The sequence below is a fragment of the Chryseobacterium sp. YR221 genome, assembly GCF_900176315.1.
In the GTDB taxonomy this organism is placed as follows: Bacteria; Bacteroidota; Bacteroidia; order Flavobacteriales; family Weeksellaceae; genus Chryseobacterium; species Chryseobacterium rhizosphaerae.
The window spans coordinates 326,114-352,084 of record NZ_FWXM01000003.1 but is presented as its reverse complement, the minus strand read 5'-3'; the positions used below and the strand labels follow the sequence as shown (position 1 = coordinate 352,084).

At 36.5% G+C, this 25,971-nt stretch carries 18 protein-coding genes; 12 read left to right on the top strand and 6 right to left on the bottom strand.

The window, feature by feature from the left end:
- The first annotated feature begins 103 nt into the window (after positions 1-103).
- Positions 104-985: an AraC family transcriptional regulator gene (locus B8967_RS10765; protein ID WP_084086097.1), complete on the top strand. Its 882-nt coding sequence runs from the start codon at positions 104-106 to the stop codon at positions 983-985.
- 69 nt (positions 986-1,054) lie between these two features.
- Here B8967_RS10765 and ccoG read toward each other — a convergent pair whose 3' ends face one another.
- Positions 1,055-2,497 carry a cytochrome c oxidase accessory protein CcoG gene (gene ccoG / locus B8967_RS10760; RefSeq protein WP_052188495.1) on the bottom strand — a complete coding sequence of 481 codons (1,443 nt, stop codon included), beginning with the start codon at positions 2,495-2,497 and terminating at the stop codon, positions 1,055-1,057.
- 256 nt (positions 2,498-2,753) lie between these two features.
- On the opposite strand from ccoG, the gene B8967_RS10755 reads away from it, so the two are divergent.
- Positions 2,754-3,647: an SMP-30/gluconolactonase/LRE family protein gene (locus tag B8967_RS10755; protein WP_084086096.1), complete on the top strand. Its 894-nt coding sequence runs from the start codon at positions 2,754-2,756 to the stop codon at positions 3,645-3,647.
- Between the two features lie 122 nt (positions 3,648-3,769).
- On the opposite strand, the gene B8967_RS10750 is transcribed toward B8967_RS10755, so the two are convergent.
- A complete protein-coding gene (locus tag B8967_RS10750; RefSeq protein ID WP_084086095.1) occupies positions 3,770-5,077 on the bottom strand; it encodes a DEAD/DEAH box helicase in 1,308 nt (435 codons plus the stop codon).
- A gap of 358 nt (positions 5,078-5,435) precedes the next feature.
- Here B8967_RS10750 and rpsA point away from each other — a divergent pair, with 358 nt between their 5' ends.
- The 5 genes from rpsA (at position 5,436) to B8967_RS10725 (ending at position 13,973) form a co-directional block, all read left to right on the top strand.
- Entirely contained in the window at positions 5,436-7,223 is a 1,788-nt protein-coding gene (rpsA, locus tag B8967_RS10745) for a 30S ribosomal protein S1 (RefSeq protein ID WP_047485638.1), read from the top strand.
- 227 nt (positions 7,224-7,450) lie between these two features.
- Complete coding sequence (locus B8967_RS10740; protein ID WP_084086094.1) at positions 7,451-8,872, top strand: T9SS type A sorting domain-containing protein; 1,422 nt, start codon at positions 7,451-7,453, stop codon at positions 8,870-8,872.
- A gap of 261 nt (positions 8,873-9,133) precedes the next feature.
- Complete coding sequence (locus tag B8967_RS10735; protein ID WP_228406122.1) at positions 9,134-11,773, top strand: T9SS-dependent M36 family metallopeptidase; 2,640 nt, start codon at positions 9,134-9,136, stop codon at positions 11,771-11,773.
- Positions 11,774-11,907: 134 nt separating this feature from the next.
- Positions 11,908-12,894 carry an EamA family transporter gene (locus B8967_RS10730; RefSeq protein WP_084086092.1) on the top strand — a complete coding sequence of 329 codons (987 nt, stop codon included), beginning with the start codon at positions 11,908-11,910 and terminating at the stop codon, positions 12,892-12,894.
- Positions 12,895-12,977: 83 nt separating this feature from the next.
- The gene (locus tag B8967_RS10725) at positions 12,978-13,973 is read left to right on the top strand and encodes an alpha/beta fold hydrolase (RefSeq protein WP_084086091.1); all 996 of its coding nucleotides are present in this window, start codon (positions 12,978-12,980) and stop codon (positions 13,971-13,973) included.
- Positions 13,974-14,461: 488 nt separating this feature from the next.
- Here B8967_RS10725 and B8967_RS10720 read toward each other — a convergent pair whose 3' ends face one another.
- Positions 14,462-15,604, bottom strand: a complete 1,143-nt coding sequence (locus tag B8967_RS10720; protein WP_084086090.1) for a multidrug effflux MFS transporter — start codon at positions 15,602-15,604, stop codon at positions 14,462-14,464.
- Between the two features lie 75 nt (positions 15,605-15,679).
- On the opposite strand from B8967_RS10720, the gene B8967_RS10715 reads away from it, so the two are divergent.
- Both B8967_RS10715 and B8967_RS10710 read left to right on the top strand, forming a co-directional pair.
- Positions 15,680-16,462, top strand: a complete 783-nt coding sequence (locus tag B8967_RS10715; RefSeq protein ID WP_084086089.1) for an AraC family transcriptional regulator — start codon at positions 15,680-15,682, stop codon at positions 16,460-16,462.
- A gap of 151 nt (positions 16,463-16,613) precedes the next feature.
- Positions 16,614-17,057, top strand: a complete 444-nt coding sequence (locus B8967_RS10710; RefSeq protein ID WP_143330505.1) for an SRPBCC family protein — start codon at positions 16,614-16,616, stop codon at positions 17,055-17,057.
- An 82-nt stretch (positions 17,058-17,139) separates the two neighbouring features.
- Here B8967_RS10710 and rplS read toward each other — a convergent pair whose 3' ends face one another.
- Positions 17,140-17,496 carry a 50S ribosomal protein L19 gene (gene rplS / locus B8967_RS10705; RefSeq protein WP_047485623.1) on the bottom strand — a complete coding sequence of 119 codons (357 nt, stop codon included), beginning with the start codon at positions 17,494-17,496 and terminating at the stop codon, positions 17,140-17,142.
- Between the two features lie 292 nt (positions 17,497-17,788).
- On the opposite strand from rplS, the gene B8967_RS10700 reads away from it, so the two are divergent.
- The gene (locus B8967_RS10700) at positions 17,789-20,527 is read left to right on the top strand and encodes a fibronectin type III domain-containing protein (protein WP_084086087.1); all 2,739 of its coding nucleotides are present in this window, start codon (positions 17,789-17,791) and stop codon (positions 20,525-20,527) included.
- Between the two features lie 177 nt (positions 20,528-20,704).
- Here B8967_RS10700 and B8967_RS10695 read toward each other — a convergent pair whose 3' ends face one another.
- Positions 20,705-22,243 (bottom strand): toxin-antitoxin system YwqK family antitoxin, encoded by a 1,539-nt coding sequence (locus tag B8967_RS10695; protein ID WP_084086086.1) that lies wholly within the window; start codon positions 22,241-22,243, stop codon positions 20,705-20,707.
- 385 nt (positions 22,244-22,628) lie between these two features.
- On the opposite strand from B8967_RS10695, the gene B8967_RS10690 reads away from it, so the two are divergent.
- Positions 22,629-23,330 (top strand): CoA transferase subunit A, encoded by a 702-nt coding sequence (locus B8967_RS10690; protein WP_047485619.1) that lies wholly within the window; start codon positions 22,629-22,631, stop codon positions 23,328-23,330.
- A 57-nt stretch (positions 23,331-23,387) separates the two neighbouring features.
- Here the strand turns inward: B8967_RS10690 and B8967_RS10685 are convergent, their stop codons facing one another.
- The gene (locus B8967_RS10685; RefSeq protein ID WP_047485617.1) at positions 23,388-25,190 is read right to left on the bottom strand and encodes an ABC transporter ATP-binding protein; all 1,803 of its coding nucleotides are present in this window, start codon (positions 25,188-25,190) and stop codon (positions 23,388-23,390) included.
- Positions 25,191-25,311: 121 nt separating this feature from the next.
- Here B8967_RS10685 and B8967_RS10680 point away from each other — a divergent pair, with 121 nt between their 5' ends.
- Complete coding sequence (locus B8967_RS10680; protein WP_047485615.1) at positions 25,312-25,965, top strand: CoA transferase subunit B; 654 nt, start codon at positions 25,312-25,314, stop codon at positions 25,963-25,965.
- Positions 25,966-25,971: the final 6 nt, after the last annotated feature.

The following is a 25,971-nucleotide window of genomic DNA, read 5'->3' as shown; positions in this document are numbered from 1 at the left end:
GGATCGGTTATACCGGTCCTTTTTTATTTGAAATTTGCGGCTTATCTTTATTTATACTACTTTTATCAATATTCAATCCGTTTTCTTTTATAAATAGCAGGTGATGAATTCGATTTCAGTTCTTCATATTGATCTTTTTCAAGCTGGCAGAAATGCTTCAGACTTTTATTTTAATACCATGAAAAATCATCTGGTTGTAGGGCATCGGCATATCGAAAAACCACACAGGCATGATTTTTATGCAGCGGTTCTTTTTACCGGAGGAACAGGGTTTCATGAAATTGATTTTCAAAGATATGAAGTTTCTGAAGGCAGTCTCTTTTTTCTATCTCCCGGGCAGATTCATAGCTGGGAGCTTTCTGCAGATATTGAAGGATATATTTTCTTTTGTTCCCAGGAGTTTTATGAAATGCACTATGTGAATCAGAAGCTGAGAAATTTTCCATTTTTCGGATCAGTCTCTTTTCCAAGAAAACTTCAGCTGGATACCCTGGAACTCAAACAAAATATACACTTATTCCAGGAGCTTGAAAAAGAATACCGGGAGAAGAATATTATGAAAGAAGGATTGATGCTTTCATTGATGTCTCAGATCTTTATCAATGCCACACGATTATTTTCAAAAGATTTTGACAGAGTGGATTCCTCGGCGGGGCTTTCCTATTTTAAGCATTATCAGGATTTCGAAAATTTAATTGAAGAACACTTTCCCGATGAAAAATCGATTGCTTATTACGCTTCTTTATTAGGTATTTCACCCAAGCACCTCAATAGAATTGCCCAGACTGTTGTTCAGAAAACAGCTACAGACGTCATCACAGAAAGAGTAGTATTGGAAGCCAAAAGAATGCTGATGTATCTTGATGAAAGCCTTGTTGAAGTTGCTTTCAGATTGGGATATGAAGAATATTCCTACTTTGTAAGAGTATTCCGGAAAAATTCCGGAATGACCCCTACTCAGTTTATTAAGGAATACAAGGTGTAAATTGTATCATATAAAGTTGCCGGTGACGCTCCATCTTCTCATAACTACCTCTCATCAGTCACCTGCAACCTATAACACCAGCTTAAATGGTCCTTCAAAAGTAGTCTCAAATGAATCTACCATTTTTCCTTTTTCATCAAAAACTCCAATGACCATATTTTGTTTTGAAAACTTAATATCTTCTTCAGGGAAGGTGATATTGATGTTTCCTTTAAGGATTTGATCTCCTTTTAAAATGATTTTTTCAGATCCGAAATAAGTGATTTCTGCATGAGCAGGCGTTATGACTTTAATTGTCAATACTTTTTTATCATTAGACTTATTCAGAAGGGTATAAATAAAAGTATTGGTAATTTTACCGTCTTTAATAAAGAACGTAGATCCCGCCGGTTTGATGAACTTGGCTTCCATGGATCCTCTGTCGTACATTAAAAATCCAAGGAATCCAATGAGTAAAGCCAGAAAAACGGTGGTCGCTTTCATTCTTGAAGTGAATGTAAACTTTTCCCTGTTCTCAATCTCTGCTTCTGTAGCATAACGAACCAGTCCTCTAGGCATACCTACTTTGTCCATCACTTCATCACAGGCATCAATACATGCTGTACAGTTGACACATTCAAGTTGCTGGCCATTTCTGATGTCAATTCCTGTAGGGCAAACCACTACACATTGGTTACAATCAATACAGTCTCCCTTTCCGGCAGCTTTTCGGTCTTCATTATTTCTCCATTTTGAGCGGCCTTCTCCTCTTTTAAAATCATAATATACATTAATAGTCTGCTTATCAATCAAAACCCCCTGGAGTCTTCCGTACGGACAAACCAGTGTGCAAACCTGCTCACGAAGCCATGCAAAAACAAAATAAAAGGTCATCGTGAAAAAGATCATAGCCGTAAATTTGAGTGAGTTTTCAGCCGGACCTTCACTCATAATACGGAAAACCTCTTCATACCCTACGATATACATGAACATAAAGTGAGAAATAGCCAGCGATATGAAAAGAAATACCGACCATTTTGTCAGCCTTTTTCTTATTTTTTCAGTGTCCCACTCCTGTCTGTCGAGCTTCATCTGCTTATTTCGGTCACCTTCAATCCAGTATTCAATTTTACGGAAAATCATTTCCATAAAAAGAGTTTGGGGACACAGCCAGCCACAGAATATTCTTCCGAAAACCACCGTGAAGAGCATGACAAAAATAACCGACGTTACAGCTCCTAAAGCAAGAATAAAAAAGTCCTGAAGATAAAAAGACTGTCCGAAAATGAAGAATCTCCCGTCAATAACATTAATAAGCAGAAAAGGATTGTTATTGATTTTTACAAAAGGCAACCCAAAAAACAAAGCAAGCAAAACGTAGCTGGTGTAATTCCGGTAATTGGTATATTTTCCTTTGGGCTTTCTCGGGAAGATCCATTTTCTTTTTCCCGTTTCATCCATTGTTCCTACTGAATTTCTAAAATCTTCATTTTCGATTTCTAAAGACTTGATATTGTTGGACTCTGCACTCATTATCGTATGCTATAAAAGTATTAAGGTAATATTGTATCGTAAAATCAATTTTGTTTTCAGGACATTTTTTTTGTGAAAAAAGTTATTGATCCTACTACTGCAAAGCTCCGAATTATATCTTCCCACTACTAATATGATCTACTTCAAAAATAGGACAATTGGGACATTTTTATTTGAGTATTATATTAGATCAAAATGATAAAATAACTTTGAATCCTATTATTCAAATTGTAAATTGCAGTTTTAAAAATGAAGTATGAAGAATATCTGTAAAATAGGAATGATTGGTTTGGTTTTCGCATTGATAAATTGTCAATCAGTAAATTATAGTAAAATGTTTTATGAAGGAGTAAAACCTGAAAAGGTTTCAGATAAGTTTAGTTTTACGGAAGGACCGTCGGCAGATCATAAAGGAAATGTTTATTTTACAGATCAGCCTAATGATAAAATTTACTATTGGGACTGGAAAAGTAATCAGGTTATAGAGTTTCTGGATAAAACCGGAAGAGCAAACGGAACCCATTTTGATAAAGACGGTTATCTGATTACCTGTTCTGATGATCACGGAGAGATCTGGAAAATATCAAAAGATAAAAAGGTAGAGGTTATTCTGAAAGGATTTGAAGGAAAAAGACTGAACGGACCCAATGATGTATGGAATGATGCTTTAGGGGGAATGTATTTTACAGACCCTTTGTATGAAAGGGATTACTGGACTGATTTTAAGCAGGAAACAGCACATAAAAGTCTCTACTACAGAAATAAAGAAGGTAAAACAGCCAAGCTGGAAACCTTTACACAGCCCAATGGTATTGTAGGAAGTGAGAAGTTAAAGAAATTATACCTCTCAGATATTGATGCCGGAAAAACCTATGTTTATGATATTCTTGGAGAAGGAAAGCTGTCAGAAAGAAAGCTTTTTTGTGAAATGGGTTCAGATGGAATGACTTTGGACAAACACGGAAATCTTTATTTAACAGGAGATGGAGTACATATTTTTAACCGGGACGGTAAGAAAATCTATCATATTTCCATTCCTGAAAAATGGACATCCAATGTAACATTTGGAGGAAAAAATAATGATGTTTTATTTATTACTGCTTCAACTGCTGTTTATACTTTCCCGATGAGAGTGAGAGGAATAAAGTAGTTTTACCCATACTGTTTTTACCACAAAAGTCACTGAAGTATTTATTTCTAAACACTTCAGTGACTTTTATGGTTTGAAAATTAATTAAAAAGATACGGTTCTTAATAACAGGATACCGAATCTTAATAAGCAACCTCCATTTTCACTTTTTTCCCTTTCAGTTTTTCATTCTGAAGTTTTTTCAGGGTTGCACCTACTTTATTTCTGGAAACAGCAACATAGGATGTGGTATCTTTTACCTCAATCAATCCGATGTCTTCTTTTTGGAGTTCCCCCTTTTTTATAAGATAACCCACTACATCTACTTTATTGACTTTATCTTTTTTTCCGGCACTGATATAAATGGTTTGAAATGGTGTTTTCGCCGGAACTTTAGTAAAGCCTGCTACACTTTCTTCAGGTGTGTTATTTTTGATGAATGGGAAATTCTCATCTTCAGTCATGATAAGGTAAGCAAAACCTTTGGCATTCATTCTGGCGGTACGTCCGTTTCTGTGAATAAATGCATCCTCTTTTGGAGGCAGCTGGTAATGTACAATAGATTCCACTTCAGGAACATCAAGTCCGCGGGAAGCCAGATCAGTCGTAATAAGAATTCTTGCAGAGTCATTTCTGAATTTCAGTAAAGCACGCTCTCTTTCATCCTGTTCCATGCCGCCGTGGAAGGTTTCCCTGTCGATACCTTTTTCTCTTAAAAGCTCAGAAATTCTGTCAACAGCTTCACGGTGATTACAGAAGATCAACGTTCTTTTATTTCCGATCTTGCAAATTAAATTGAATAAAGTATCTAGCTTTTCCTCAGAAATAGTCATCACTTTTCGTAATTGGATATCCGGCTTTACTTCACTTAATTTTAAAAAATCAATGGTCTTTTCATTCTTTAAGCCTGTAAACTTGGGAATTTCATCCATTGCTGTAGCTGAAGTCAGAATTCTTTGTGAAAGACCTTTTAATGAACCGGAAATAAATTCCATATCCTCATGAAATCCTAATTCTAAGGCTTTATCAAATTCATCCAGTACTAAAGTCTGAATCGTTCTCGGATCGAAATTGTTATTTCTTATATGGTAAGCAACCCTTCCCGGAGTTCCGATTAAAACAGCAGGTGCTTCAATTAAATTATTGACCTCAATTTTTTTATCATGTCCACCATAACACACAGAAACTTTGAAATCTGTTCCCATTGCTTTGAAAACCTGTTCGATCTGTAATGCCAGTTCTCTTGCAGGAACTAATAGTAAAGCCTGAACACCCTGCACATCTTTTTTCAGATTTCTAAGAACCGGAAATAAAAAAGCAAGGGTTTTTCCTGAACCGGTAGGAGAGAGCAGGATGATATCGGTATTGTTTTCAGAGGCAGTGTATGTAGATTTCTGCATTTGATTCATTTCCTGAATCTGCAGTTTTTGATAAATTGATTCTAATTCCATGGTGCAAAGGTAAGAAATTTAGGTGGCAGATGTTAAAGTTCAGTATTCGGGATCAGAGCTATAAGTTTTAATGATAGATATTCTGTCTTTTATTGTAATATTTATAATCTTAGGTCTGTCATCTTAACTATTGATTCTTGATTCTCTTAATAAATATCCATTGGAAATCAATTGTTTAAACGATAATCTTGTAAAAGAAAACCTCTTGTTTGTTTTAAAAAAAAATCTTATCTTTGCATCCACTTTTTGTGGGAGAGGTTTGATAGGGTAAAATATTAAAAATTAATTACTTCCGTATTTTTTAAATCCACATTTATTCAAACCATTAAAAAAGAAGGAATACAAATTTTATTAGAAAATGTCAAAAGAGACAAATTCAGCAGAGGTTATTTTAAACCAAAACGTAGCACCAGAACAATTTGATTGGGATTCATTCGAATCAGGTCTTGATGCAGATGCGAGAAAAGAAAAAAGCGACTTAGAAGAAATCTACAACGGATCTCTAAACAGCCTAAACGACAATGACGTTTTAGTAGGTAGAGTAGTAAGATTAACTGACAAAGAAGCTATCGTAGACATCAACTTCAAATCAGAAGGTGTTATTTCTCTTAACGAATTCCGTTACAACCAAGGCCTAAGTGTAGGTGATGAGGTAGAAGTAATGGTTGACAAGAGAGAAGACAAAACTGGTCAGTTACAGTTATCTCACAGAAAAGCTAGAACGCTTAAAGCTTGGGATAAAGTAAACGAACTTCACGAAACTGGAGAAATCGTTAACGGTTTTGTTAAGTCTAGAACTAAAGGAGGTATGATCGTTGACGTTCACGGAATCGAAGCATTCTTACCAGGTTCTCAAATTGACGTTAAGCCAATTAAAGATTACGATCAGTTCGTAGGTAAAACTATGGAGTTCAAAGTTGTGAAAATCAACCCTGAGTTCAAAAACGTAGTTGTATCTCACAAAGCATTGATCGAAGCAGATATCGAAGGTCAGAAAAAAGAAATCATCGCTCAGCTTGAAAAAGGACAAGTTCTTGAAGGTACTGTTAAGAACATTACTTCTTACGGTGTGTTTATCGACTTAGGAGGTGTAGACGGATTAATTCACATTACAGATCTTTCTTGGTCTAGAGTGAACCACCCATCTGAAATCCTAGAAGACGGACAAACTGTGAAAGTAGTAATCCTTGATTTCGATGATGAGAAAACAAGAATCCAATTAGGTATGAAGCAATTAGAAGCTCATCCTTGGGATGCTCTTTCTGCTGACATGAAAGTAGGAGACAAAGTAAAAGGAAAAGTAGTAGTTCTTGCTGACTATGGTGCATTCGTAGAGATCGCTCCAGGTGTAGAAGGATTAATCCACGTTTCTGAAATGTCTTGGTCTACTCACTTAAGATCTGCTGGTGACTTTGTGAAAGTAGGTGATGAAGTAGAAGCTGAAGTATTAACTTTAGATAGAGAAGAAAGAAAAATTTCTCTTGGTATCAAGCAATTATCTAAAGATCCATGGGAGAATATCGAGGTTAAGTACCCGGTAGGATCTCAGCATGTAGGAACTGTAAGAAACTTCACTAACTTTGGTGTATTCGTAGAGTTAGAAGAAGGTATCGACGGATTAATCTACATTTCTGATCTTTCTTGGACTAAGAAAATCAAGCACCCATCTGAGTTCTGTGCAGTAGGTGATAAATTAGATGTTGTAGTTCTTGAATTAGACATCCAAGCTAGAAGATTATCTCTAGGTCACAAGCAATTGACTGAAAACCCATGGGATAAATTCGAAACTAAGTATGCTGAAGGAACTATCCACGCTGGTAAAGCTGTAGAAGTTCACGATAAAGGAGCTTCTGTACAATTCGAAGATGCTGAAGTAGAAGCATTCTGCCCTTCAAGATTATTAGAGAAAGAAGATGGATCTAAAATCAAAAAAGGTGAAGATGCTCAATTCAAAGTAATCGAATTCAACAAAGAATTCAAGAGAGTAGTAGTTTCTCACACAGGAATCTTCAGAGATGAGGAAAAGAAAAATGTGAAAGACTCTTCTTCTAGAAATATCTCTTCTTCAAACAACGAAGAAAGATCAACTCTTGGAGATATCGATGCATTAGCAGAATTGAAAAGAAAAATGGAAGAGGGTAAATAATCTTTGAAACCATTTATAATATGGAGCCGCTCATTTGAGCGGCTTTTTTTATGCTTGGTAATGGATACAATCCAGATCACTTACTTTTATTAATTTATGATAACAGATAGGTGTTTTTTATTACTCTTTCATGGTCTAACGTTAATGAATGGTTAATGGTTAAATATTTTATGTTATGGATAATATTAATGTTATTTTTAATTCAACTTAATTTAAAATATTGATTTATGAAAAAAGCATTCTTATTTTTCTTTTTAGCCTGTCTGATGGTGGGAAGTTCTTTAAAGGCACAGACGGACTATATTATCTGTCTTGATAATGGTTCTACCATAAATAACGCACGCTTCCAGGAGATGAAGCTTACAGCAGCTAAATTAATTGAACGTATCATGGCATGTCATCCTAAAAACAGATATGCGGTAGTTCATTACGGAACAGGCCTGAATAACGGTCCCAGCTTAGGGCTTACCCCAAGAATATATATAGAGTCAGATTTTACTACACTTACCTTTCCGGAACCTTATCTCAATAGAAGGCTTAGCTATGGTCAGCATTTTAATGAAGCGTTGGGGTTAATAGGGAATGCATTGGATGGCAGTTACAGCCCGGAGATTGTAAGTCCGCAGACTTCATTACATAAAAATGGAAGCTCCAAGCTTGCAGTATTGGTGCTTACTGACGGCTCCAGAAATACAGGAGATTTACTTACAGGATCATATCTTGCGAATTATTATGATACAGCATTAAATACTCCGGGAGCATTTAAAAATGTGACAGACTTTAAAGTAAACCGGGGTGCTAAATTTGTAATGATGCATATGAGTCCTAATGTGCAGTCTTCTGCTACGGGGGTCTCTATTGCGAGTGCCGGAGGATCATATTCCGGGGGAGTTGAAACTAATGTTAATGACCCGGATTACGGAGTTTTACCAAGACTGTATTATCCAAGACCTCAATCTTTTGTATTTGAATCTGTATCAGAGATGCCTAAAGTTGATGAAATAATTAATAGTACTTGTAATACCGGAGTGTGGGGAAGTTTGAAATTCTATTACGAATACAATAGTTGTGGGGTATCTCCAGACTTTAATATTTATGGTGATTATACATTGCCTCCCGGAGCTACAGTGACCCACAGTAAAATGGTGGTTCGGGATATCAGTACAGGAGTGGATTACGGTATTTCCACAACTCCTACCTTCATCAATGGTAATCAGGTGTATTTTCACTTTTATCCTTCGGATATTAATTTTCCTCCGGGATCTACAGCGAAATATAAATTTATCATGACCGTGCAGTATAGTTTTTCCAGTGGAACCATGGATGTAATGAGCTGGAATCATTATCCTATGTTCCCTTACGACCTGGATCTGGGAGTTTCCTGTACAAGAGGAGTTCCTGAAGTTGCAGACAGCTCCATTAAAATTACACCTAACCCTACTGATGGCAAATTCAAGGGAGTTTTGAATAGAGAAATTGGATCAGGAAAGCTTGAAGTATTGGATTTGAATGGGAATGTATTGCTCACCAAAACGGTAGAAGGAAAAGCATTTGATGCAGATTTAAAAAATAGACAGCAGGGTGTGTATGTTATAAAAGTGACATCAGATAAAGGGGAAATAAACGTGGGTAGAATTATAAAAAAATAATTATTAGTAACGAAACTGTCCGTAAGGGCAGTTTTTTTTTAATGAGTATTTGGGGTACAAAATGTAAGTGAAGAAAAATAATATGGTAGCTGCATACTGTCTTATACTCATAAAACAGAGTGTGGATTCTCTTTGTTGAGAAATATTCAATAGTATATTTTGTTTTTAAATTTATATATATTGATTTATTTTAATTAAAAAGCTAATAATTCAGCTTTTGTATTGTGAATTATTTGTAGATTAGCAGCTTTAATAATTGACATGAAAAATAAAACTTTACCTATTTTATTTGCTGTGTTTTCAGCATTTCCAGCTTTTTTGTTTGGACAAGATAATGAAAATTTGATTAAGGATTATATTTCTCAAAACAAAATGAGAGAATATAAAAAATCAGACCTTACTCATTTTATTATAGATAATGTAGATGACTCAAAGTCACTGAATGGGAATGTTGTAAAATTTGTACAGACCTATAACGGCCTACCAGTATACAGTTCTGTAGGAACAGCACTTATTAAGGATCATAAAGTTGTATATTATACGGACAATTTTATTAAAGATTATGTTTCAGCAACATCAAGTGTTGCCGTTATCAATAAAACTACGGCACTTCAAAAGATAGCAGAGGAGCTAAATAATGCAGACATTGCTCATTTTACGATTCTGGAATATCTTGAGAAAAATAAAAAGAAAGGAACAGGATCGGCCAATCAAAGATTAGTATATGCCAATGATGGAAACGGGAATTTACGTCTCGTGTACGAATACAGTTTGATGGAGCCTAAATCTCCAAATCATTGGAATATTTTGGTTGATGCTTATAATGGAAATATCCTTGAGAAAAGTAATTTAACGTTATCATGTAATTTCCTTCCTGACGCATATGGCTCTGAGGCTGGGCATGATCATCATACACATCTTGGAAATTTACTTATAGGCCCTGATAATAAAACAGCTCAAAACAGCGCTTTCGTATTACTTCCGGACAATGCTTCCTATAACGTTTTTCCTATGCCTATTGAAGCCCCTACTTTTGGCTCAAGATCAATTCTTACCAATCCATGGATTTCTGTTGCATCTCCTGAGGGATGGCACTCTGATGGTGTTAATCATTACACCGTAACGAGAGGAAACAACGTTTTTGCTTATGAAGATGTTGCCGGAACAGCTTTAACGGATCCTGATTATCTACCCGGAACACCGGTAGATGGAGGTGCGGCAAGAAGCTTTGATTTCCCTTTTAGTATCAATGGAACTCCTGTGGCTAACAGAAATGCATCAATTACTAATTTATTTTACCTGAATAATAGAATTCATGATGTTTTTTATCAGTTTGGATTCACTGAATCTGCTAAAAATTTTCAGCAGAATAACTTTGGAAAAGGTGGGGAAGATGATGATTCTGTATATGCGGAAGCTCAAGATGGTGGTGGTTTAAATAATGCCAACTTTTCTTCTCCGGCAGACGGATTTAACCCTAGAATGCAAATGTATTTATGGAATAGAGTGAATCAGTTGTTTTATTATAACACCCCTGCGGGAGCTGTTATACGTAAACCTAGGGCAGGAACTTCAGAATTTGGTGCTCCTTTAAGCGCTACCGGAATTACGGGTAATGTACAGTTATCTCCAGTGCCGGAAGGATGTACAGCTTTACCTGCAGGATCGCTTACAGGAAAAATAGGCTTGGTAGAAAGAGGAACATGTTCTTTTGTTGTTAAAACAAAAAACCTGCAGGATGCCGGAGCTACAGCTGTAATTATTTATAACAATGCAGTAAATGGAGAATCGATAGGTAACATGTCAGGAACAGATCCTGCAGTTACTATTCCTACTGTTCTAGTTGCCAAGTCTGAAGGAGATTATATTAATGGTCAGCTTACTGCTAATGTAACGGTAAATGTTACCCTTAAGGATGATCCGACTACCAGCGTAACACCGGATGGAAGTTTTGATAATGGTATTGTAACCCATGAGTATGGTCATGGAATATCTAATAGACTTACAGGAACGGGTTCTAATTGTTTGAATGCAAATGTCAGTAGAGAACAGATGGGTGAGGGATGGTCAGACTTCTTTGCTTTAATGCTTACCAATAAAGCGGGAGATAATGCATCGGTGCCAAGAGGAATGGGAACTTATGTAGGAGGTCAGCCGATAGATGGAGGAGGTATCAGACCTGCTAAGTATTCTCCGGACCTTACCATTAATAATTATACCTATGGACGTACTAATGGTATGGTATATACTAATGCGAGTGGAGGGCTATCTCTTGATGTCCATTCTATTGGATTTGTTTGGGCCACCATGCTGTGGGATCTTCACTGGAAATATGTTGAAAAATATGGCTATTCATCTGATGTATTGGCAAACTCCACTAACGGAAGCAGCAGGGTATTACAGATCGTAACTGATGCATTGAAACTTCAGGGCTGTAACCCTTCATTCATTGATGGAAGAGATGCTATATTAGCTGCAGACGCAGCATCAAATCTTGGTCAGGATAAATGTATGATCTGGAATGTTTTTGCAAGAAGAGGACTGGGAGTGGGTGCTTCGGCAGGACTTAAAAACAATATCAATGACCAGGTGGAAAACTTCTCGGTACCGGCAGAATGTACGTTGGCTACGAATGAGGTGAAATCTGTGAAAGACAGCAAGATTTCTATTTACCCGAACCCTGCTAAAGATGAGTTTTACATTAACTTCCCAAGCAATGCCCTTGGAAAAGTAAGTGTGGAATTGTATGATACAAGTGGTAAGTTGGTTTCTTCCGAAGATAAAATTTCACCGGATGCTAAAAAAGCCATTTCTACAACTCATTTAGTCAATGGAGTATATATGGTAAAAGTAAAAGGACTTGGTTTTGAATCTACTTCTAAAGTAATCATAAAAAAATAATTAATTTTTATATCATTAGTAATTTCAGAGATCACCACAAGCTTGCTTGTGGTGATCTTATTTTATCTATTAAGATTAAGCTTGCAGGGTAGTTTAATTTATATGTCGTAACTTTGCAGGCTGTAAAAAAAATTATGAAGAAGAAAAATATACTAAAAGGTGTTTTATTTGTAGGAATTGGAGCTAGTATATATGGTATGTTAGCCACTTTTGTGAAAATGGCTTATCATGATGGCTTTACAACCTCAGAAGTTACCACTTCTCAGTTTGTATTGGGACTGCTTGGTTTGCTGATCCTGAATTTTATCCAGACGATTACCTCAAAACAAAAATTATCATTACCGAATTCTAAGGAAGTAAGGATGTTGATCCTTGCGGGAACTTCCCTGGGAGGAACAAGTTTGTTTTATTATATTGCTGTGCAGTATATCAATGTTTCCATTGCTATTGTACTGCTGATGCAGTCGGTTTGGTTCAGTGTGGTAGTAGAAAGCATTCTGGCAAAAAAACTGCCTAATGCAAGAAAAGTAGTTTCTGTAGTGATCGTATTGCTGGGAACAGTGCTGGCTACTAATCTTATTAATATGGAAATAGAACTGGATTGGCATGGAGTGTTCTGGGGATTAATGGCCGCTGCTTCATATACCTTGACGATGTTTACGTCCAATACACTGGCTACCCATCTTCCGGTATTCAGAAAGAGTATTATTATGCTGGCGGGAGGTTCTATAGTGGTTTTTACATTTTTATTCTTTGCGCAGATAGGCCCAATGTATTTTGATGGCTTAAAATCACTGTATTTAAACTTTACGGAAAATACAGAGCATATACACTCCTTTAATTATTCAATATTCTGGACATATGGATTTGTTTTAGCACTGTTTGGTACTATTATTCCACCAATCTTATTTAATATTGGTTTCCCTAATGCAGGTCTGGGACTTGGAAGTATTGTTTCTTCTCTGGAACTTCCGGTTTCAGTAACGATGGCTTTTGTTTTGCTGGGTGAAAAAGTGTTTTTGATACAATGGGTAGGCATCGTTTTGATTCTTTTTGCCATTGTTTTAATGAATCTGCCTTCCAAAAAAGAAAAGGAAATTTCCGTTGCAGAATTATCTTAAAAATAATATTTAAATAAAAATAACAGTTGAAAACCGCTTCTTTTGAAGCGGTTTTTTTAATTTTAATAACTAAAATAAAGTTCATGAAATATTTCAGAAATATAGTTGCGATGCTGGTGTTAACCGTTAGCCCGGGAGTAGCATTTTCCCAGGTAAAACCGTTAGATGCTGTACTTTCAGAATATAAATATCCTTACGATGTCCATTTTATCAGTTTACAATCTCAGAATAATGATATAAAAATGGCTTATATGGATGTAAAACCCAAAAATCCCAATGGAAAGACAATTATGCTTCTTCATGGGAAGAATTTTAATGGGGCCTATTGGGAACATACGGCTAAAGATTTGTCTGCTAAGGGGTTCAGGGTAATTATTCCGGACCAGATAGGATTTGGTAAGTCGTCTAAACCTCAGAATTATCAGTTCTCCTTTTCACAGTTGGCAGAAAATACCAAAGCCATGTTGGATGAATTGAAGCTTGATAAAGTTATTGTCCTTGGACATTCAATGGGAGGGATGGTAGCCACCAGGTTTACTCTGCTATATCCGGAAAAAGTTCAGAAACTGATCCTTGAAAACCCCATAGGGCTTGAAGATTATAAAACCTTTGCCGGATATCAGACCATAGATAAGGCCTACCAGGCAGAGCTGAAAAATACCGCCGAAACTTATAAAAATTATCAGTTGAAATTTTATTATGACAATAAATGGAAAGATGAATATCAGCCCTGGTTGGATCTGATTGCCGGATGGACGCTTCATAAAGACTATCCACAGGTAGCATGGGATGCTGCCCTGACTACTGATATGATTTATAACCAGCCGGTTTGCTATGAATTTAAAAATATAATGACTCCAACCTTGCTGATTATAGGAACCAGGGACAGAACGGCAATAGGAAAGGATAGGGCTCCTAAAGAACTTCAACCTAAAATGGGGCAATACCAGGAATTGGGAAAGAAAACCCAGCGGGAGATTGCCGGTTCAAAACTTGTGGAACTTGAGAATGTAGGACATTTGCCACATATAGAAGTCTATCCTAAATTTTTTAAAGCTTTATATGATTTTATACAATAGGATAGAAACGAAAAGGCTTAGTATTTCAAATATTTTACTGTTTGAAATACTAAGCCTTTTTTATTTCTAAATTTGATTTTTTGTATAACATTCAAATCTTTATCCCAATCACATTCTTTAAGGATTTTTTTGATTAAAAAGATCATGTACTGATGATGTGTTTTCCTAGCGCAAAGCTTTAGCTTCATTATCCGTATTTTCAGGGAGAAAAGGATAGAATCAACTTCGTTGATTCGTCGAAGCGTATGGATAAGCATACATCCCACTTAAAATAAAGCGGAATTATTCATAAGCTTTGCGTTTATCTTTTTAATCAAAAAATAATTTCAAACTGACCTATCGAGTCTTGTCAACAAAATATATAAGAATTCCCGAATAAAATTTAAACAAGCTCTAAGCTTTTAAGCTGTAAGCAGGTTGATAACAGGGATTTGTTATTTGTATATATTTCTGGTAATCATTTTTTTATAATAATATTTCACATTAGATTAATTCTTTTTCTCACTAAATATAAATAGGGCCATGGCCCCGATTCCTGAAAAAATGAGAGAAGAAAGTCCTAAGTTCTGAATATACCCAACGCTTATCAGTCCTGTTCCTATCATACTATAATAGATAAGACCCAGCAGGGCTCCTGCACTTCCTGTTTCATTTTTATACTGTATCAGTGCTGTACTCAGGATATTGGGAATGGCAATGCTGAATGCCATGACAATGAAAAAATAAGGGATTAAGAAGTATATTCCTTTACCTGCCAGTATCCATACAAAAGCAGAAGCAATACATGATCCCAGGGTACTTATTTTAACTAAAGTTTTGGGTGATGTATTTTTTAATAACAGAAACCTGTTAAGTTTTGCCCCTATAAACGTTCCTCCAGCCAGGATAATACTGCTGTATCCAAAAGCATAGGAAGAATAATGATTCTGTTTAAAAATAAAAGGAGCCAGCGCATAGTAAGAAAATAAGAGTACATTAAAACTCATAATTAATAAACAGCATTTGATTATTTCGCGGTCTTTAAGCATTCGTTTTAATAGATCAGTCAGAGTTCTCCTATTTATTTCTTTTCCCGGATAGCGGGTCTCAGATACCTTTCTTCTGGATAGGATATAAAATAAAACAGCCAGCAGATATAAGGTAATGAAAATACCCTGATGCCCTGTAGTAGAAGCCAATACAGAACCTGTAATCATGCCGATAACCGGGCTGATGGATAAACCTATTCCAATCCAGGAAAATACTTTACTGATATTCTCTTTATCATAACTGTCACGCAGAATAGTTTGGGTAACAATGGATCCTACAGAAATTCCAAACGCGGAAATAATCCTGGCAATAAGTAAGATGGTGAAGTTGGGAGCGAAGACAGCAGCCAGCGTTCCTACTCCATAGGTGATAAGCCCATATTCCAATGATTTTTTCCTTCCGATCCTGTCGCACTGAACTCCCCAGAATGCCACTCCCAATGCAAACGCGATGAAATACAGACTGATAGTGAGTGCTGCTGATCCTTCTTTTACTCCAAAATGCTCCTGTACCAATGGTAAAGCAGGGCTATATATAGTCTCTGCAAACTGTGGAAGCATGACCAGCAGTATCATCAGCCAAAGGGGATTTGTCTTTTTCATTTTTTTCTGCAAAGTTTTGAAAAATTGAACGTATATTTATAATGATATAAAAACAAAAAATATCAAAAATAGGACATGGCTATACTGAAACAGGATCAGGAATTTGATGCGGATATCATCCCCGGAAAAGTTATAGGGATTGCTTCGGATATGGTTTTGCATGATTCCGGGTTTCATTTTCATCAAGCTAAAGCCCAGTTGCTGTATGCTCCTTCAGGCTGTATGACGGTTACGACTTCTGACAGACAGTTTGTTCTTCCGCCATTCAGAATGCTATGGATTCCTACCCATGAAATTCATAGGGTAAATTTTCGGAATATGGTGGCGTACAGATCGATCTATTTTGATGAAAGCTACGCTCAAAAATATATGAGCTCAGGACTTAAAGTTTTGCATGTCAATTCTTTATTAAAAGAAATTATTGAAAGGATCTGCTTTTGGGAATGGACAGCTCCTGATCTTAATAAAGAGAATATTCTAAGTGTATTCTGGAACGAAATCATTACTGCACCTGAAGAAAAGCTAACACTTATCATGCCTCAGGACATGCGGCTAAAAAAAACAGTAGAGCAATGGACTTTGCGACTTTCTATACCACCTATGTTGACTCATTTGGCCAAAGAAATTGGCGCTGTTGAAAAAACGATAAGCCGTATTTTTAAGAAAGAAACCGGATTGTCTTATCAGGAATGGAGGCAGCAATGGCGTCTCCAGAGATCGATTGAACTTTTAGTGGAAGGGAATTCTATTGGAGAGGTGGCTTATATTCTAGATTTCTCATCAGATAGTGCATTCATAGAGTTTTTCAAAAAACACACAGGGTCTACGCCTTTACAGTATCTGATGAAAAATGAGTAAAACGTACAGCAAACATCTGTATAAGACATACTTGTTTCCGAGTGGCCAGTGGAAGATTTGATAAAGAGGTCAATTTCTTGCCTTATGCAAAGTCTGTTGAAAAATAATTTGCATAAAATTGTATGACAAAACCATATTAAATACTGATTTTATGGAAAGTTACAGTACTATCATTGCAATGAAAGCAACAGCAGATAAGGTGTATGAAGCTCTGACCCATCAGGTTTCTCTCTGGTGGTCTGAAATGTTTAGTGGCTCATCAGCAGGGGCCGGTGAAGTATTCACTATAAGATTCGGGGAAAATATTCACAAAACAATACGGGTGGAAGAGTTGGTTTCCAATTCAAAAATAATCTGGTATGTGGAAGATTCATTGATTGCCCTTCCTGAATTAAAGAATCAGACGGAATGGATAGGTACAACAATAATTTGGGAGATAGAGCAGAAGGAAACAGATGTATTGCTGCATCTTACCCACATGGGATTACACCCGGCTATTGAATGCTACGACATATGCTCTGAAGGCTGGATACAATTTACCGGGAGCCTGAAACAATTCCTGGAAACCGGAAAAGGAAATCCATATACAGAGTGACTTATCTATCATTTATCACTTATAAAAAAAGAGACTGTCTACGTATGTAAACAGCCTCTTTTTGTATGTATTGTTGTCTGAATTATTTCTTCTTGTAAGCAGCGTCTTTAATTCTTGCTTTTTTACCTCTAAGGTCTCTGAAGTAGTAAATTCTAGCTCTTCTAACTCTACCTCTTCTATCAACTTCAATTTTTTGAAGTGCAGGTAAGTTAATAGGGAATACTCTCTCTACACCTACATCACCACTCATTTTTCTGATGGTAAAAGTTTTTGTAGATCCAGCACCTCTTAATTGGATAACTGTTCCCTTGAAGAACTGAGTTCTTGTTTTTTGTCCTTCTTTAATTTCGTAATACACAGTGATTGTATCACCTGCTTTGAATTCAGGGAATTCTTTTTTTGTAATGTACTTGTCTTGTACGTACTTTAATAAATCCATTATTAATAAATAAAATGTTAAAGCTAAGCAACTTACACGCTTTTCGTCAGAGGTTGAATAACAGGTTGCAAATGTACAAAATAGTTTTTATATATACCAAACAAATAATGTAGTAAAAACTATAATTTTTTCATTGAGTTTTTGTTAAAAATTTAACATTTTCGTTAAGATTCCATCAGCCACAGTTTATATGGGAAGTCTACTTTTGCCCGAAATAAAAATCAGAATAAAGATTTTTAAAGCACTGATTTACAATTTATAACTCTATATGCTATTTTAAAATTAAACTACTATGAAACATTATTTCTTCTTTTTTTGTTTCGCGGTCCAGATGGCATTCGGGCAGGCTTTGTTTCCCTATCTGCAAAACCCTACTCCGAATTCTATGATCGTCAATTGGAAAACAGCTTCCAATAACGAAACAACCGTGATTTACGGAAACTCTCCAACGAATCTGAATGTAACTGTAACCGGGACAACCAATATCTTCTCGGATACAGGATATAATAACAATTACTATTATCACACGGCAAAAGTTACCAACTTACAGCCCAATACAAAATACTATTATAAGATAAAAACAGGAACCAGTGAGTCTGCAGTTTATAATTTCAGAACACTTCCTTTACCGGGGCAACCTGTAACGGCTGATGGGAAAATCCGTTTCCTTATCATGGGAGATAATCAGATCAAGGCAGAACCAAGATATGATACCCTTACTTTGAATGCTTTTAAAAAATTAAAGCAAAAGTTTGGTGCCACAGCCGACCCTTCGGATAATATTGCCCTTACGTTTATGGTAGGAGATCAGGTAGATGTAGGAACATTGGATCATTATGAAAATGTTCATTTTAAAAAGAATATCAAATTATCACCTTACCTGCCTATCCAGACAACAGTAGGAAATCATGAAACCTATGGAACTTTAGGAATGAATTCTTATTATGCTCATTTTTATATTGATGAGATTAAATATAAGAATATCACTTCCGGAAATGAGAATTACTATGCTCAGCAGGCAGGAAATGTATTGTTTGTAAGTTTGAGCTCTGAGCATACCGGTGCTGCACAACAGACCTGGCTGCAGCAGATTTTAAATGAAGCCAACAATGACCCTACGGTAGACTGGATCATCTCTTTAAGCCACAGACCCTATCAGGCAGAACAATATGTAGGAGATATTTCTACGTGGGTAAGAAATAATGCGGTACCACTTTTAGTGACTTCTGATAAATACTTAATGCATGTAGGAGCTCACCATCACCTGTACCACAGAGGTCAGCTGAAAAATACACCGAATTATCAGATTATTTCAGGAGGAACTGCCTGGGATCAATATTGGGGAATGTCTAATGAGCAGGATTTTGATGATGTTCAGAAAACGCTAACGGACTGGACGTACCAGATCGTAGAAGTAGATGTACAAAGCGGAAAGGTAGACGTAGAGTGTTACTCTATCGGAGGGGTATATACTAAGAAAAACAATGAATTGGTAGATTCTTTCCACAGATATAAGAACCAGCCAAAACCTGCGAAACCATCTGTTACCAATACTTTTACCGGTCCAATTACCTTACCTTTGACATTGAATGGAAGTGCATTTTCATCTTCAAACGGGGAACTTTTAAATACCACTCAGTTCCTGATCAGTAAAGCAGCAGATTTTTCTGTCATTGAAAAAGAAGTCTACCGTGATTTTGAAAACTGGTTCGGAAAAGACGGTAACGGAAATCCGGATAAAGCCAAAAACCTTAATGATGGAGTGGATATTACAAAAGTAATGCTGGCAGCTAATTCTATCCCGAACGGTACTTATTATGTGAAAACAAGATACAGAGACAGAAATCTTGAATGGAGTGAATGGAGTGATGTAAAACAATTTGAAATTGTAGGAAGTGTGGTATCCAACCCTACATTTGCTTTAGACAAAACTGAATACACTCAAAGCGAACCTATTGTTGCCACTTTTACAGGAGGTCCCGGAAATCAGCAGGATTGGGTAGGACTTTATAAAAAAGGACAGACACCGGCCACTACAACTTCACAGGGATTTATCTATACCAACGGTCAGACTGCAGGAACGGTTACTTTCAATAATGGTTTAGCTGCGAAGGGGCAGTACTTTGCAGGCTTTTTTGCCAACGGTGGATATACGGAAATTACCCCAAGAAAAAACTTCTATGTAGGCCCGAAAGTTCAGCTGCAAACTACTGCTGATGCCTATCCTGTAGGAGGGACTGTGGTGATTAATTTCAGCAACGGACCCAACCTGGTGAAAGACTGGATCGGGATCTATAAAATGGGACAGACTCCGGGAACCACAAATTCTTTAAAATGGAGTTATGTGACAGCGGCATCAGGAACTCTTAATTTTACAGGTCTTCCCAAAGGATATTATTATGCTCAGTACCTATTGGAAGATGGCTATACCGGAATTGGGGAGAAAGTATTCTTTAAAGTCGGAGACATTGTTACCGAATTATGGACCAACAAACCTGTTTATACCCTTGGAGAGAGTATTACTGCATCATGGACAGATTCTCCGGGAATTATTAAAGACTGGTTAGGAATTTATCCGCAAAATATTCAGACTCCGGATGATAATTTTGTTTCCTATACTTACTTTGACGGGATTACACAGGGAACAAAAACAATTCAGGGAACGGCAGTACCTGCCACACCGGGCAATTATTATATGGTGATGTTTACCAATGATTCTTATACCGAGGTTTCAAACAGAGTACAGTTTCAGGTGACTTCACCTACTTTAGGAACAGAGGAGACAAGAAGTACCGAGAAAAATGTAGTGTTATATCCAAACCCTACTAAACCGGGAGAACCTACTTTCATTAAGAGTGATTATCCAATTGAGAAAATTGAATTGGTATCCGCATCAGGCGAATTGCTGTATGTATCAAAAAATATCAATAATCAACGTTTCTCTTTAGTGAATGAAAACCTTCCGAAAGGAGTATACTTTGTGAAAGTACACGGTAGAAAATTATTCACTTTAAAACTGATTATTCAGTAAAAAGGAAATTAACATAAGAGATAAACAGGCTGCCAGAAATGGCAGCCTGTTTTTTTACAGTAAATAAAAAGGTTTTGCACATCATACCCGGTCACTGCAGGATACTGAACTTTTATTTTATAAAAAAGCAGCCTCAAAAACTGAAGCCGCTTTTCGTATCATAAAGTGATTGAGATGTTATTCAAAATCTGGGTGTAAATACTCTTCGAGAATAAAAGTTTGATTATCCGTAGCAAAAGAATTCTCCCCGGTATCTGCCAGAATCTTAGTATCCTGAAGAAGTTTTCCTTCCGAACTGTAAATTTTTAACAAGATCCATTTTCCATTGCGCTCAAGCTCCCTTGCTCCGCTGGCTAATTTGAATTTGATTTTTCCACTCTGAAGAATGCCGGCTTTTACAGAAGATTTGTTGGCAGGTTTTCCTTTTACATACTGTACAACCTGTGCTGTAAAACTGTAATCATCATCTCCATCTTCGCTTACTGGCTGGTTATAGGTATACAAAATTACTCCTTTATCATCATAAACCGTCGCATCATAAGCATCCTGTTTAGAGTTTAATTTCTTTTCGGATTTCAGCTTTTTTTCCTCATAATATACTTTGCTGCTGACCAAAACGGCATCCTTATACTGTTTTTCGGTAAGTCCATCATAGGAAGTCCCGCTAAAAGGCAAATCATCTTTATACGTCAATGTGGACCTTAATTTACCTTCCGGCGAATAGTATTTAATTTCCTGGGTAGAACCGTCCTTTAGCAACGTTTCCGTAGAAAGCTTCCCGTTTTCGTCAAATACTTTATTAAGTGTGACGAGTCCGTTTTTATAAACATCAACGGTTGAAATATAGCTGTAATCATAGCTGAACTGATAGTCATCACCGTCCATAGGGGTATAGGTATCACTTTCTTTATCGTATTGATAAATTAAATGGGCTATTTTTTTTCCGGATTCATCATATGTAGTTTTATAGCCGTCTTTTTTATTTCTTTTCTGTTCCTGCAGAATTTTTCCATTCTTTCCATAGATAACACCTTCTTTTATGCTGCCATCGCTTTTATATTTTTCAATTTTGGAAACCCTCATCGGGTTATAGTAATATTCTACTTGTGTGCTTTCACTACCGGATTCAGAGGTTGCACTGCCAATATACTTACCCTTTTCACCATAGTATTTATTTTCATAGCCTCCATTCTTATTGATAATGGATTCAGATCTGATCCCTTTGATATCCTCGTCATAAATAATCGTTTGGGTTGGTGTAGAGTTTTCATATAGAGTGAGAGAGTTGTAGTAATACTCACTTTCCGGGTCTTTATAGCTAAAGGATTTTCCACTGAACGTACCGTCAGCTTTATATACTAAATCTTCTATCAGTTTTCCGCTGGCATCATAGGATTGAGAAGGACCTACCTGTTTGCCGTTGGAGTAGGTGACGAAGTTCATAATCTTGCCTTCAGGAGTATACCAGGTTACTTTACCTTCGAAAACTTCACTGTTTGGAGTGGTATCAGAAGCAAGACCTTCCATTTGCAGCGTTCCGTTTTTATAGAAATCTTTGATGAGGGTAAGTTTACCTTTGGGAGTAGTCTCACGGTAATATTCCATATTAGCCTGGGTTGTTTTTTCCCAGTTTTCATCAAAATAAGTTTTTTCCTGTGCATATACGTTGATGCTGAGTACTAGAGCCAGTAACGCTGACGTAAATAATTTTTTCATGCTTTTTTATTAAGTTTATGGTTTATGTACTGATTAGTGTGTTTTCGTATTGAAAATAGATAAGCCTATAAGGTCGAAAAGGATAGTAGGGCAGAGACTGGGCTGCCGGGAAATAATTTTACATTGAAATTGTGTTTACATAAATTACATCGGAAGTATAGTGTATAATATTTCTGAATTTACAGCTTCAAATATAAATCAATTTGTTGAGAAATACGAAAAAAATGAACAGACTTGTTCGTTTTTGGTAGTAATAATTTGATTTTTATGGCTTTAAATAGTAAAAAAGAACCATTTGGTAGAATGGGGAATTCAGTATCATTTCCCATCATCATATATATGGGAAAATTTATTAAATTTAGCCAACAGAAAAATCTAATATTTCATGATAGATAAAAGAGTAAAAAATGCAAAGGAAGCCATCGACGGAATTAAAGATGGGATGACATTGATGCTTGGAGGGTTTGGGCTTTGCGGTATCCCTGAAAATTCAATCAATGCTTTGGTAGAAAGTGATGTGAAAGAGCTGACTTGTATTTCAAACAATGCAGGAGTAGATGATTTCGGGTTAGGATTATTGCTTCACAAAAGACAGATTAAAAAAATGATCTCTTCTTATGTAGGCGAAAATGCTGAATTTGAAAGACAGATGCTTTCAGGTGAATTGGATGTTGAGCTTACTCCACAGGGAACTTTAGCAGAAAAATGCAGAGCAGCTCAGGCCGGAATTCCAGCTTTTTATACGCCGGCAGGCTATGGTACTGAAGTTGCAGAAGGGAAGGAGGTAAAAGAATTTAACGGAAAACCGCACATCCTGGAACATGCTTACGATGCAGACTTTTCTATTGTGAAAGCATGGAAAGGGGATCATGCCGGAAACCTTATTTTTAAAGGATCTGCCAGAAACTTTAACCACCCTATGGCGGGAGCCGCTAAAATAACCATTGCCGAAGTGGAAGAATTGGTGGAACCGGGAGAACTGGATCCTAATCAGATTCATATTCCGGGAATCATGATCCAGAGGATTTTCCAGGGAGAAAAATTTGAAAAGAGAATAGAGCAGAGAACAGTGAGAACTAAAGAGTAACTCCTGATTACCATAAAAAAATAAAGCGCTGAAAATACATTCAGCGCTTTATTTTTTTTATGCTTGTGAAATAAGCGTTTTCCTTTCTCCGATTTGTTGTCGCCACATGGCATAGTACAACCCTTTTTCGGAAATTAAGTTTTCGTGAGATCCTGTTTCCACGATTTGCCCACGTTCAAGAACATAAATTCTGTCTGCATGCATGATCGTACTTAAACGGTGAGCAATGAGAACGGTAATTTGTTCTTTTTCTTTTGAAATATCTTTTATTGTAGAAGTTATTTCTTCTTCAGTAATACTGTCCAATGCTGAAGTTGCTTCATCAAATATCAATAGATGGGGTTTTCTTAAAAGTGCTCTGGCAATGGCAATTCTTTGTTTTTCACCACCACTCAGTTTCAGTCCTCCTTCTCCAATCACTGTTTCTATACCCTTTTCTGCTCTTTCCAGTAATGCGGTACAGCTGGACTTCTGCAAAGCTGCCGCCAGTTCAGATTCTGTAGCTTTCGGATTGACAAAAAGAAGATTTTCTTTAATGGTTCCTGCAAATAGCTGAGTGTCCTGAGTTACAAAACCAATCTGATTTCTCAGTTCGTCAAAATCAAATTCTTTTCCATTAATGGTATTATAAAAGATATTTCCTTCCTGAGGCCTGTAAAGTCCCACCAGTAATTTGACCAATGTACTTTTTCCAGAACCGCTGGGTCCCACAAAAGCAATGGTTTCTCCATTTTTAACGTCAAAAGAAATATTATTCAGCGCCTTATACTGAGCCGTTTGATGTTTGAAAGAAACATGCTTAAACTCCAATTCCTCAATAGCACCAATCTGCTTGGGATGAAGAGGTTTTTCTTCCACATTTTTTTTCATTAAACTGTCAAAATTGAAGAGAGAAGCCTCGGCTTCACGGTAAGAAATGATGATATTCCCAATTTCCTGCATCGGTCCGAAAATGAAAAAACCATAAAACATCAGAGACAGGTATTGTCCGGGAGTCACAACATTTTTAAAAATTAAAAATAATAAGGTCAGCGTGATCAGCTGTTGAAGAAAATTGACCATCGTTCCCTGAATAAAACTTAAAGAACGGATGCTTTTAACTTTTCTAAGCTCAAGACCCAAAATTTTGTAGGTATTATTGTTCAATCGGATAACTTCCTGATTGGTGAGTCCTAAACTCTTTACAATTTCTATATTTCTTAAACTTTCCGTTGTACTTCCCGCTAAAGCCGTAGTTTCAGAAACAATATTTTTCTGAATGCTTTTTATCCTTTTACTCAGTAAATTGGTGATAAATGCGATCAGAAATATTCCGCAGATATATACCGGCATAATCGACCAATGTAACCGGATAGCATACACAGAAACGAAAATGATACTGACTAAGATTCCAAAGAAAATATTGATGAAATTGGTGATGAATTTTACAGAATCCTCTCTTACTTTCGTTAAAATAGATAATGTTTCACCACTCCTTTGATCTTCAAATTCCTGATAAGGCAGTGCCATGGAGTGCTTTAAGCCGTCTGTGAAGATTTTTGCCCCAAACTTCTGGGTGATAACACTTACCACATAATCCTGAAAAGCTTTGGCAATTCTGCTTACCATTGCTGTTCCGATAAGCAATCCTAAAAAGTAAAAGGCACCATGGTATATTTTGTTTCCGTATAAATAGTCATCCAGATTTCTCGGTAAGAGTTTTTCTTTATCAAAAAAATTAGGATGGGTGACCAACTGGTCCAGGATATTCCCTGTAATTGCCGGAGCAAATAATGAGAAAACCTGATTAATAGTTGCCAATAGCAAAGATATAATGATCAACCATTGGTAAGGTTTAAGGTATCTTAAAAGTATTTTCATTCTAGTAAATAATGTTGCAAAATTACAGATATTATTTTAACTAACACTGTTAATTGTCAAGCGCAACAAAGACCTTTTGTATTCAGTTGAAAATAATTAAATTGCAGTCTAAGTTTTTATTATGCTTACAAAAGAACAAATTGCCAAAAGAATTTCAAAAGAACTGAAAGATCGCTATTATGTAAACCTGGGAATAGGAATTCCTACATTGGTTGCCAACTATGTTCCGGATGGTATTTCCGTAGAATTCCAAAGTGAAAACGGAGTTTTGGGGATGGGACCTTTCCCTTTCGAAGGTGAAGAAGATGCAGATATCATCAATGCCGGAAAACAAACAATCACTATTTTAGAAGGAGGTTCATTCTTTGATTCTGCATTCAGTTTCGGAATGATCCGTGGCCAGAAAGTAGATCTTACCATTCTTGGGGCTATGGAGGTTTCAGAGAACGGAGATATTGCCAACTGGAAAATTCCTGGAAAAATGGTGAAAGGAATGGGAGGTGCTATGGATTTAGTAGCTTCTGCTGAGAATATTATCGTAGCCATGATGCACGTCAACAAAGCAGGAGAAAGTAAAATCCTGAAAAAGTGTACACTTCCACTGACAGGAGTCAACTGTGTAAAAAGAGTGGTTACTGAATTAGCCGTACTGGACGTTACCCCCGAAGGTTTCAAACTAGTGGAAAGAGCTCCCGGTATTTCAGTAGAACATATCATCAATGCTACAGAAGCGGATCTGATCATCGAAGGAGAAATTCCTGAAATGCAATTCTAAATAAAA

Bases quoted from the DNA above. Each gene is read 5' to 3' on its own strand.
- B8967_RS10765 (WP_084086097.1), top strand. From the start codon at position 104: ATGAATTCGATTTCAGTTCTTCATATTGATCTTTTTCAAGCTGGCAGA.
- ccoG (WP_052188495.1), bottom strand. From the start codon at position 2,497: ATGAGTGCAGAGTCCAACAATATCAAGTCTTTAGAAATCGAAAATGAA.
- B8967_RS10755 (WP_084086096.1), top strand. From the start codon at position 2,754: ATGAAGAATATCTGTAAAATAGGAATGATTGGTTTGGTTTTCGCATTG.
- B8967_RS10750 (WP_084086095.1), bottom strand. From the start codon at position 5,077: ATGGAATTAGAATCAATTTATCAAAAACTGCAGATTCAGGAAATGAAT.
- rpsA (WP_047485638.1), top strand. From the start codon at position 5,436: ATGTCAAAAGAGACAAATTCAGCAGAGGTTATTTTAAACCAAAACGTA.
- B8967_RS10740 (WP_084086094.1), top strand. From the start codon at position 7,451: ATGAAAAAAGCATTCTTATTTTTCTTTTTAGCCTGTCTGATGGTGGGA.
- B8967_RS10735 (WP_228406122.1), top strand. From the start codon at position 9,134: ATGAAAAATAAAACTTTACCTATTTTATTTGCTGTGTTTTCAGCATTT.
- B8967_RS10730 (WP_084086092.1), top strand. From the start codon at position 11,908: ATGAAGAAGAAAAATATACTAAAAGGTGTTTTATTTGTAGGAATTGGA.
- B8967_RS10725 (WP_084086091.1), top strand. From the start codon at position 12,978: ATGAAATATTTCAGAAATATAGTTGCGATGCTGGTGTTAACCGTTAGC.
- B8967_RS10720 (WP_084086090.1), bottom strand. From the start codon at position 15,604: ATGAAAAAGACAAATCCCCTTTGGCTGATGATACTGCTGGTCATGCTT.
- B8967_RS10715 (WP_084086089.1), top strand. From the start codon at position 15,680: ATGGCTATACTGAAACAGGATCAGGAATTTGATGCGGATATCATCCCC.
- B8967_RS10710 (WP_143330505.1), top strand. From the start codon at position 16,614: ATGGAAAGTTACAGTACTATCATTGCAATGAAAGCAACAGCAGATAAG.
- rplS (WP_047485623.1), bottom strand. From the start codon at position 17,496: ATGGATTTATTAAAGTACGTACAAGACAAGTACATTACAAAAAAAGAA.
- B8967_RS10700 (WP_084086087.1), top strand. From the start codon at position 17,789: ATGAAACATTATTTCTTCTTTTTTTGTTTCGCGGTCCAGATGGCATTC.
- B8967_RS10695 (WP_084086086.1), bottom strand. From the start codon at position 22,243: ATGAAAAAATTATTTACGTCAGCGTTACTGGCTCTAGTACTCAGCATC.
- B8967_RS10690 (WP_047485619.1), top strand. From the start codon at position 22,629: ATGATAGATAAAAGAGTAAAAAATGCAAAGGAAGCCATCGACGGAATT.
- B8967_RS10685 (WP_047485617.1), bottom strand. From the start codon at position 25,190: ATGAAAATACTTTTAAGATACCTTAAACCTTACCAATGGTTGATCATT.
- B8967_RS10680 (WP_047485615.1), top strand. From the start codon at position 25,312: ATGCTTACAAAAGAACAAATTGCCAAAAGAATTTCAAAAGAACTGAAA.